This is a genomic window from Bacillota bacterium (genome assembly GCA_012837335.1).
In the GTDB taxonomy this organism is placed as follows: Bacteria; Bacillota; Limnochordia; order Darwinibacteriales; family DTU012; genus DTU012.
Genome location: DURM01000008.1, coordinates 59,629 through 68,558, shown reverse-complemented (window position 1 = coordinate 68,558; position 8,930 = coordinate 59,629). Strand labels below are relative to the sequence as shown.

The window sequence follows — 8,930 nt, the reverse complement described above, 5'->3', positions numbered from 1 at the left end:
GCAAACGCAGCACACAATGTAGCAGCATTGAAGCGGTTAATTGGCTCCGACTGCCAGTTGATGGCTGTGGTAAAGGCCAATGCTTACGGCCATGGAGATCTTGAGATAGCGCGAACCGCTCTAGCCCACGGCGCATCCTGGCTGGCGGTAGCGATTCCCGAGGAAGGCGTAAGACTGCGCCGTGCTGGAATTGCTGCGCCCATTTTGGTGCTGGGTGCAGTTTCCCCGCATCAGTTGGAGCTGTGCGCTTCCAAAGATTTGGTTGTAACTATCTTTCAGTGGGAGCATGCTCAAGCTTTGTCAAATCTAGCGCGGCGGTTGAATAAGACCGTAAAGGTGCATGTCAAAATTGATACCGGAATGAGCCGCCTGGGGCTGCGGCCGGAGGAAACTTTGGGTTTTGTCAAACGGCTGTTGGGTCTTCCAGGAATTGAGGTTCAGGGTATTTACACCCATTTTGCCTGCGCCGATATTCCTAACGACCCCTATACCCGCTGGCAGTGGCAGCGGTTTGCCTGGGTGCTGCTGGAACTAGAAAAAGCCGGAATCAACATCCCCCTCAAGCACTGCGCCAATACAGCAGCGGCACTGTTAATGCCGGAGGCTCGCTTGAGTCTTGTGCGGGTAGGCCTGGGAATTTATGGAATGTACCCCTGTCCGGTGACTGATGATCTGCGGGCTGTCGATTTAAAACCGGTGTTCAGCCTTCATACGCAAGTGCTGGATTTAAAGCGGATCCAAAAAGGAACTGCGGTCAGTTACGGTCGGAGTTTTGTCGCGTGGAGGGATACTACCATTGCGCTTCTGCCCATTGGTTATGCAGACGGTGTTCCGCGCCGGCTGAGTGAACAGGGGCAGGTTTTAATTAACGGAAAAAAATATCCGTTTGCTGGACGGATTACCATGGATCACTGTATGATTGATGTGGGTGATGCGGAGGTGGAAATAGGAGATCAGGTTACGCTGATCGGCAGACAGGGTGCGGCAGCCATTACTGCTGATGATTGGGCAGCATGGCTTGATACCATTAATTATGAAATTCCCTGCATGATCAGCGAGCGGGTTCAGCGGATTTACCGCTGAGAGACGGAGGAATCGGATGGGTTGATCTGTTTCGTGAGCAGTGGGTTTTTAATGTGCTGTTTTAATTCTGCTCGGATTTTCTTGGCGGCGGCATCACTCTGCAGGTATATGTCGCTGAAAGGTAAACGCACATAGACTCGGCTTTGAAATTGGTCTGGTTGTTGAATCATTTGCGATTCCTCCTTGGTAACAGCATATTCGCCCGCAAACCCTATGGAAACAGGAATACGCACCTATTTTAGGAGGTTGTTATTGTGGAGCATCCTGATATGCATGATGTGATTCAGCTTTATCAGATGCAGATCGGCCTTTTGACTTCGAGTCAAAGGGACAAGCTCTATCAAGCTTATGATCAAGGTATGTCGCCGTTTGTGATTGGCTGTGCGATTCTGCGCACTTGTCAGGAAAGAAGGCGCAAGCAGCTGCGCGGTGGGCACAAACGGATTTCATTCAACTATTTATGGGGAATCATCGAAAATTGGTTAGAAATCGGCATTACTGATGAAACAGCTTTCCGCGCTTGGTGGCAGGGACAGCAGAAATATCGCGCAGTAGAGAATGGAGGTAAAAATGCTCAGGCTGAAACAAAGCGGCAGGTTTTCGGACGTGATTACCAATATGAACAGCGGGAACTCTCAGCAGAAGGCTTCTTCGCGTTCCTGGATGATTAAATACGGTATTCGCCGCTATTACAACTTAACGTTTGCATCGAAGTGCCCGGACTGCGGCCAAGCTCTTACTCGAGTTTACCGGCGGCATCCCTTTGTGATGCCGAAGCAGTTTGGCAAGGGCTTGTGGCTGACAGCTGACTGCCGCTGTGTGCGGGCAGAGCAAAAAACGCTGCGGGAGCAGCTGGAGAGAATTAACGTCAAACCGGAACTCTCCCTGCCGCTGCCACCGGCGCTTAGAAATCATGCTTTTGCTAATTTTCAAGTTGAAAGTTTTAACCGCCAGGCTTACAGCGTCTGCCGCAAGTTTGCTGCAAATTTTGTTAAAGTAACTGATGGTAAAGGTTTGATTCTCTGCGGTAAATCCGGCAGAGGCAAGACTCATTTAGCCTGCGCGATTATTAACGCAATCAAAGATCAGCACAGTACCGCTTTTGCCCATATACCCACGCTTCTGGAGCAGCTGCGTCAGGGCAAGGGGAATCTCGAGCAGTTAATCGGTGTAGATCTGCTGGTGTTAGATGACTTAGGCAGTGAGCGGGAATCAGACTGGGCGCTGGAGAAGTTGTTAGTTATTGTTGAAGGCAGGTTGAATCGGTTTAAACCGACAGTTTATACCACTAATTTCAATTTAAATGAGCTGGAGCTGCGGATTGGATCGAGACTGGCTTCCCGCATCCTGTACAACTCCCTGGATTTAGTAGTGCAGGGTCCTGATTGGCGGGAACTAAAATTAAAGCAGACCGCAGTAAAACCAAAATAAAAAGTCTATGCAGAGACCGCTGCATAGACTTTTTATTTTAAAGTATTTTACTTAAGAAACTCTGGGTGCGGGGATGCTGAGGGCTGCTGAACAGCTCATGGGGCGTATTCTCTTCCACCAAGAGGCCATCATCGATGAAAATGACCCGATCGCCCACTTCACGGGCAAAGCCCATTTCGTGGGTAACCACCACCATGGTCATCCCCTCCTTGGCCAGTTCCTTCATGACATCCAAAACCTCGCCAATCATCTCCGGATCAAGGGCGGAGGTTGGCTCATCAAAGAGCATCACTTTCGGCTTCATGGCAAGGGCACGAGCGATGGCTACCCGCTGCTGCTGGCCGCCGGAGAGCTGGTCTGGATAGGCATCAGCTTTATCGCTTAATCCCACTTTTTCTAACAGCTCATAAGCCTGTGCTGATGCCTCTTGTTCCTCAATCTTGCGGACCTTTTTGGGAGCGAGGGTGATGTTGTCAATAACTTTCATATGGGGAAAGAGATTAAAGCGCTGAAACACCATACCCATTTCCCGCCGCACTAGATTTAAGTTTTCAGGGGTAATCAGATTGTCCTCAAAATAGATTTCACCGCTGGTCGGCTCTTCCAAGAAGTTTAAGCAGCGCAGAAAAGTACTCTTGCCGCTGCCGGAAGGACCAATCACAACGACAACTTCCCCCTGCTTAATATCGGTTGTAATTCCCTTTAAAACGTGCAAGTCCTTAAACTTTTTGTGCAGATCCCTGACTTTAAGTATGCCCATATTACTCACCAACCCTTAAACGCCGTTCTAAAATCCTCACTATCTGGGAAATTGTCACGGTCATAATCAAATACATAATTGCTACAACAAACCAAACCTCAAACGGTCTAAACGTGCGCCCTGCAACAATCTGGGCCTTGCGCACCAGTTCTTCCAAAGCGATCGCCGATACCAGTGATGAATCCTTTAATAAAGCGATGAACTCATTGCCTAAAGGCGGCACAATTCTTTTAAAAGCTTGGGGCAGGATGATGTGAATCATGGTCGCAGTTTTACTCATTCCGAGGGAAAGCGCTGCTTCTGTCTGTCCCTTTTCGATTGACTGGATTCCCGCCCGCACAATCTCTGCAACATAAGCCCCGCTGTTGATGCTAAGAGCAATCACCGCAGCAACATAGGGGGGGACTGCCTGTTTAATAATTGTGGGCACGCCGTAGTAAATAATGAAAATCTGCACCAGCAGCGGTGTGCCGCGGATAAAGTCGATATAAGCTGCTGCTAGGTAGCGCAGGGGCGTTTTGCTTAAGCGCATGATCCCGAAGATAGTACCAAGAATAATTCCAAAAAAAACAGCGATTGAGGTAAGCTGCAGTGTCAGCAGGGCTCCTTCTAACAGCGTTGGAACCGAACTCCATACTAAACTCCATTGAAAATCCATTGTCGTCCTCCTTTATCACAAGAAAAAAGGTGCGTATCAGGCGAACGCACCCTGTTGTTGTGACTTAGTTACCAGAAAACCACTTATCGTAGATTTGATCGTAAGTGCCATCTGCTTTGATTTGGGCGAGTGCTGCGTTTACTTTCTCTAAAAGGTCTGTATCTTCCTTCCGCAGAGCTAAACCAAAGGTATCATCATCCGAAACTTTGCCGACATGCTTTAGCGGTGCGTGGGGATTAGCTGCAAAGAAAGCTTCAGCTACCGGTAGGTCGATTACCGCTGCGTCAACGATGCCGATGACGATATTCTGGAGCGCTTCCGGTACAGTATTGTAGCGGTTGATTTTAACACCGTCAATCTCCGATGCAGCAAAATCACCGGTAGTGTTAATCTGAACAGCTACTATCTTGCCGGCCAGGTCTTCCAAAGTCTGGATCGAGTTATTGTTTTGGTGCACCACGATTGTTAAAACCGATGTGAAATACGGTTCAGAGAAATTGACCTGCTTGGCTCTTTCTTCGGTTATGGACATTCCCGAAGCGATCATATCGATGTTTTTGTTGAGCAGGCTCGGAATCAGGCCATCCCAGGCAAGATTGAGGTATACTACTTCATAGCCCATCGCTTCACCGATTGCTTTAGCCAGATCCACGTCAAAACCAACAATCTGGTTTTTCTCGTCAACAAACTCGAAGGGAACAAAGGCTGCATCGCCGGCTACTGTTAAAACAGGTTTTTGCGCCAGTGCCGCCGAAGTAGTTCCTAAAACCATTACCATCAGCATTAAAAACACAACAGTTTTTTTCATAATTATCCACCTTTCTTTTTCGCTGCAGTTACTCTAAACGTGCATATCCGTTTCGGCTTGCATATATATGCAACGAAACAGTAAAATGATACATTGATTATAGCAAGCTGTGGTGGAGATTGCAACACCTTGTTTGTTAAATAAATGTAATGTTTAAAGTGGGATAAATGGATGGATATTAATGCTGAAGTAATTTATAATCCTGCAGTAGGACGGAGAGATTGTAAAGGGTGATAGACATGGAAATATTTGCAGATTACCATACCCATACCATCCACAGCCATGGTAAAGGAACAGTACTGGAAAATGTGAAGCGGGCTGGTGAGATCGGTTTGGAGGAAATAGCCATCAGCGACCATGGTCCCGGTCATCTGATGGGCATTGGCATTAACAACCTGGAGGTTTTGGACCAGATTCGCGGTGAAATAAACGCTGCCGTGCAGGTTTATCCGCATGTGAACGTGAAATTAGGTATAGAAGCGAATGTGACCAGTATTAATGGAGATATCGATATCACGCCGGAGTATCTTGATAAGCTGGATATTGTCCAGATTGGACTGCATTTTATGGTTAAACCGGAGCAGCTGCTGGACGGTCTCAACCGCACAGCGCTGCATTTACTCAGGGGGCTGGCGCCGGGGATCAAGCGCAAAAGCCGCCTGTTAAATACGGAAGCAATCATCAATGCTGTTTATCGGCATAAAATTGATATTGTAACCCATCCCGGCCATCGTTTTAACATTGACACCCGGGAGTTGGCGAAAGCGTGCGCCATCAGGAATACAGCGTTTGAGATTAATACCAGCCATAAAAACATGACGGTGGAACTGATTGAAATCGCTGCAAGTGAAGGTGTAAAGTTTGTAATCGGCAGCGATGCGCATCATCCCAGCCGCATTGGGGATTTTGAGCACGGGATTGCGCTGGCGAAAGAGGCAGGATTAACACCTGATTTGATTCTGAATGCCAGACCGAAGTAGTGAGATCGGGCCGCGTGGAATTGTTGGGAGGAATGGGACAATGCGCAGTAATTATAAGTGGCTGATTCCCGGAATGGGAGTTAAGCGCTGGATTGCTGTTATCTTATTTGGTTTACTGCTGTTTTCGTTAGGAATTGTTGTTTGGGATTTGCATTCCTCATCCCCGGTCGAAGCCAAGTTTCTGCAGATTCTGACCAAATATGTGGATAACATCCTGCTGGCAGCAGTAGTGCTGCTGGTTGTGGGAGTAAGCATCAGTTTTATTGGAATCAGCAATCTGATTCGCTCCATAATTGAAGTGGTCTCACCAGAAGAAGTTAATGATTTAGCAGAAGTAGTCTACCGTAAGCGCAGCCTGGAGAGGGGTCCGCGGATTGTGGTGATTGGCGGAGGCACGGGTTTAAGCACCCTTCTGCGGGGCTTGAAATCATATTCCAGTAATATTACCGCTATCGTTACAGTTGCTGATGATGGGGGCAGTTCCGGACGGATTCGTGAGGAGCTGGGCATCCTTCCGCCTGGGGATATCCGCAATACCCTTGTTGCCTTAGCCGATACCGAACCTTTGATGGAGCGCTTGTTTCAATACCGCTTCTCCTGGGGTGAAGGTTTGGAAGGACACAGCTTCGGCAATTTGTTTATAGCTGCTATGACAGATATTACTGGTGACTTTGAAACTGCCATTAAGCAGTTCGGTAAAGTCTTGGCAGTGGGAGGAGTTGTGCTGCCCAGTACATTATCACCTGTGCAGCTGAAAGCCAAGTACACGGATGGCTCTGAGATTATCGGTGAGCACAATATTCCTCAGCCGGGCAGGAAGATTGAATCGATCAGTCTGATTCCCAAAAATGTCGAGCCGCTGCCGGAAGCATTGGAAGCTATTGCCGCTGCAGATTTAATTGTACTGGGGCCTGGAAGTTTATACACCAGTGTGATACCCAACCTCTTGGTCAATAGTATCTGTGAGGCGTTGGTTGACTCTCAGGCGCTTAAGGTTTATGTCTGCAATGTGATGACGCAGCCCGGCGAGACAGACCAGATGTCCGCAGCCGATCATATTGAAGCAATTTTTAAACATACTGGCGGACAGAAAATATTTGAGTACGCCCTTGTGAACAACCAGCGGCTCACTGCGGCGCAGGCGCGCAAATACAGCAGTGAGAACGCTTTTGCAATTAAAGCAGATGTCAACCAGATCAAAAAACTGGGCGTGACCCCGATCACCGCCCAGCTGCTGGAACGCAATGTGTTAGTGCGCCACGATGCCCAGGCGTTAGCTCGCGCTTTGATGGGTCTGGTTCTGGAAGCGAAATCCGGTATCAACCATTTCTAGAATGTCGTAAATCGCCTCTAATCCTCATATTATTGTTTGAGGAGGCGATGGGCTTGAAGCGCTGGATTGCGGTTTTTCTGATCGTCAGTTTGTTTGGAGTATTTGCTCCGGTTATCCGCCAAATTGAGCGGCGCATAGTCGGTGTGAATCCGGGAGTATATTTGGGTTACCGCAGCATGGAGTACTATTTTCGCGATGAAGTCCGCACCATTGTCCGGGGGATTGCCCGGGAAATTGATCAGCCTGAGGTAAATGCGTCCATCCACAAGGAAAGTGGAAATATCATTCCTGAGCAGAACGGTTATTTCGTTGATGTAGAAGCTACAGTGGAGCTGGTGATGAATGCTTCGGCAAACTCCCGCCTTGAACCAGTTATCATCGAAACAGTTCCTTTGGTTCGCTCGGAGCATTTAGAGCCGCTTACCGAGATTTTAGGCGACTTCAGTACCCCGGTGATGGGTTCTCCAGGCAGGGTGAACAATATCCGCCTCTCGCTGGCGGCGATCAACAACACGATAGTTTTTCCTGGCGAAGTTTTTTCTTTTAATGAAGTTGTTGGTGAGCGCACTCCAGAAAAAGGCTATAAACCGGCACCGGTAATCTATGGGGAGTCGGTTGCAGATGGAGTTGGGGGAGGCATCTGCCAAACGTCAACTACATTGTATAACGCTGTGCGCCGAGCTGAGTTGGAGATTGTGGAGCGTAGGATGCACTCAATCGCACCCAGTTATATCCGCCACGGCATGGATGCTACGGTGGCTTGGCCCCATACGGACTTTAAATTCCGCAACAACAGCGAATATCCTATAATAGTAAAAGGAGAAATCCAAGGCTGGCGGGTGCGAGTATGGATAGTTGGGAGGAAGTAGCGTGGGTTTTTCAGAAGAAACCAAGCGGGAGCTGGCGCATGTTTATCCGGAAACAAATTGCTGCCGCCTTGCAGAATTAAGTGCCTACTATGATTTTAACGGTTACCACTTCGGCAGTTACTTAGATATCAATCACTTTATGCCGCTGATTGCCCGGAAAATCTTGACTTTAACCAAGCAGGTTTTTCCGGAAGCTGCGACCCAGGTGCTGGTGCAAAAAGCCCGGGCTCGCAAAAATCAAGTCTGTACCGTTAGAGTTTTAACAAAGCAGGCAGCCGAAGAGTTTTATCAAGCGCTGCGGGATCAAGATTATCTCGATGATGATAAAAAAGTGCTGGCTAAGAACTGCTGCCAGAGAGCGTATGTCAGAGGAGCGTTTTTAAGCCACGGTTCGGTAACGAATCCAGAAAGAACCTATCATTTAGAGATTTTTACCGAGAAGTCTGAGGTGGCGGAGAGGGTACTTTTAACCATCAATTCTCTTGGCTTATCAGCGCGAATGACCGGGCGCAAAGGAGATCTGGTAGTCTATCTCAAAGACGGCGATCAGATTGTTACTTTACTTAATTTAATGGGAGCCCATAAAGCGCTTCTCCATGTGGAGAATGTCCGCATTGTCAAGGATATGCGCAACCAAGTCAACCGGTTAGTTAACTGCGAAACTGCCAATGTGGACAAGACTATCAAAGCGGCAGTTGCCCAAATCGAAGCAGTAGAAAAAATTCAAAAACATATGGATCTGTCTGAACTGCCTCCGAAAATGGCGGAGATAGCTCGCTTAAGAGTTGAAAATCCCTACGCCTCTTTAAAGGAGCTGGGGGAGATGGCGGAACCGCCCATCAGCAAGTCAGGGGTCAGCTATCGGATCCAGCAGCTGATTAATATGAGCAAAAGTTTGGATTAAAATTACCATTTTCTTAACAAAGCAAGGCAGGAAACATTCTCCTATTCGGAGAATACCATAGCGTGATTCATAGTTATAGTCTGTATGAATCGCGCGGGACAATT

Annotated in this window: 11 protein-coding genes; 7 read left to right on the top strand and 4 right to left on the bottom strand. The window is 48.0% G+C overall.

The features are described from left to right. Positions 1–1,083 (top strand): alanine racemase (gene alr, locus GX019_01150; protein ID HHT35760.1); only part of this gene is annotated, 1,083 nt, incomplete at its 5' end. Here the strand turns inward: alr and GX019_01145 are convergent. Continuing rightward, positions 1,074–1,253 (bottom strand): hypothetical protein, encoded by a 180-nt coding sequence (locus GX019_01145; protein ID HHT35759.1) that lies wholly within the window; start codon positions 1,251–1,253, stop codon positions 1,074–1,076. The genes alr and GX019_01145 overlap by 10 nt on opposite strands. Before the next feature lie 84 nt (positions 1,254–1,337). On the opposite strand from GX019_01145, the gene GX019_01140 reads away from it, so the two are divergent. After that, complete coding sequence (locus GX019_01140) at positions 1,338–1,754, top strand: DnaD domain protein (protein ID HHT35758.1); 417 nt, start codon at positions 1,338–1,340, stop codon at positions 1,752–1,754. Beyond that, positions 1,747–2,514 (top strand): ATP-binding protein, encoded by a 768-nt coding sequence (locus GX019_01135; GenBank protein ID HHT35757.1) that lies wholly within the window; start codon positions 1,747–1,749, stop codon positions 2,512–2,514. Before GX019_01140 ends, GX019_01135 begins: the two co-directional genes overlap by 8 nt. A 37-nt stretch (positions 2,515–2,551) precedes the next feature. Here GX019_01135 and GX019_01130 read toward each other — a convergent pair whose 3' ends face one another. The 3 genes from GX019_01130 to GX019_01120 all read right to left on the bottom strand — a co-directional run bounded on the left by GX019_01130 (position 2,552) and on the right by GX019_01120 (position 4,740). Further along, positions 2,552–3,268, bottom strand: coding sequence for an amino acid ABC transporter ATP-binding protein (locus GX019_01130; GenBank protein HHT35756.1), 717 nt, complete (start codon positions 3,266–3,268; stop codon positions 2,552–2,554). A 7-nt stretch (positions 3,269–3,275) separates the two neighbouring features. After that, a complete protein-coding gene (locus GX019_01125; GenBank protein ID HHT35755.1) occupies positions 3,276–3,932 on the bottom strand; it encodes an amino acid ABC transporter permease in 657 nt (218 codons plus the stop codon). Between the two features lie 64 nt (positions 3,933–3,996). After that, positions 3,997–4,740, bottom strand: coding sequence for a basic amino acid ABC transporter substrate-binding protein (locus GX019_01120; GenBank protein ID HHT35754.1), 744 nt, complete (start codon positions 4,738–4,740; stop codon positions 3,997–3,999). 239 nt (positions 4,741–4,979) lie between these two features. On the opposite strand from GX019_01120, the gene GX019_01115 reads away from it, so the two are divergent. From GX019_01115 to whiA, 4 genes are all read left to right on the top strand, one after another. Beyond that, positions 4,980–5,720, top strand: a complete 741-nt coding sequence (locus GX019_01115) for a PHP domain-containing protein (protein ID HHT35753.1) — start codon at positions 4,980–4,982, stop codon at positions 5,718–5,720. 355 nt (positions 5,721–6,075) lie between these two features. Then, positions 6,076–7,053, top strand: a complete 978-nt coding sequence (locus GX019_01110; protein ID HHT35752.1) for a YvcK family protein — start codon at positions 6,076–6,078, stop codon at positions 7,051–7,053. Between the two features lie 53 nt (positions 7,054–7,106). Further along, positions 7,107–7,922 (top strand): hypothetical protein, encoded by an 816-nt coding sequence (locus GX019_01105; protein ID HHT35751.1) that lies wholly within the window; start codon positions 7,107–7,109, stop codon positions 7,920–7,922. A 1-nt stretch (position 7,923) separates the two neighbouring features. Next, positions 7,924–8,826, top strand: a complete 903-nt coding sequence (whiA, locus tag GX019_01100; GenBank protein HHT35750.1) for a DNA-binding protein WhiA — start codon at positions 7,924–7,926, stop codon at positions 8,824–8,826. The last annotated feature ends 104 nt before the right edge of the window (positions 8,827–8,930 follow it).